This is a genomic window from Methylobacterium sp. E-046 (assembly GCF_022829625.1).
Taxonomy (GTDB): domain Bacteria; phylum Pseudomonadota; class Alphaproteobacteria; order Rhizobiales; family Beijerinckiaceae; genus Methylobacterium; species Methylobacterium longum.
Genome location: NZ_JAKSYP010000209.1, coordinates 1 through 233, shown reverse-complemented (window position 1 = coordinate 233; position 233 = coordinate 1). Strand labels below are relative to the sequence as shown.

Annotated in this window: 1 protein-coding gene; it reads right to left on the bottom strand. The window is 67.8% G+C overall.

Features of this window, described 5'->3' with window-relative positions; genetic code table 11:
- A partial coding sequence (locus tag MKK82_RS21180) for a TRAP transporter large permease subunit (protein WP_243986788.1) occupies positions 1 to 233 on the bottom strand: 233 nt, incomplete at both ends.

The following is a 233-nucleotide window of genomic DNA, read 5'->3' as shown; positions in this document are numbered from 1 at the left end:
ACCATGGCGCGGGCCATGCCGGTCATCTCGATGAGCAGGCCGAGGAACACGAACAGCGGCACGGCGAGCAGGATCAGGTGGCTCATGCCCTCGTCCATGCGCCCGACCACCACCATCGCGGGGGCGTGGGTGGTCAGCGTGATGTACGCGAAGGTGGACAGGCCGAACGCGAAGGCGATCGGCACGCCGGAGAAGACCAGCGCGCCGACGCCGAGGACGAAGAACAGCAGCAG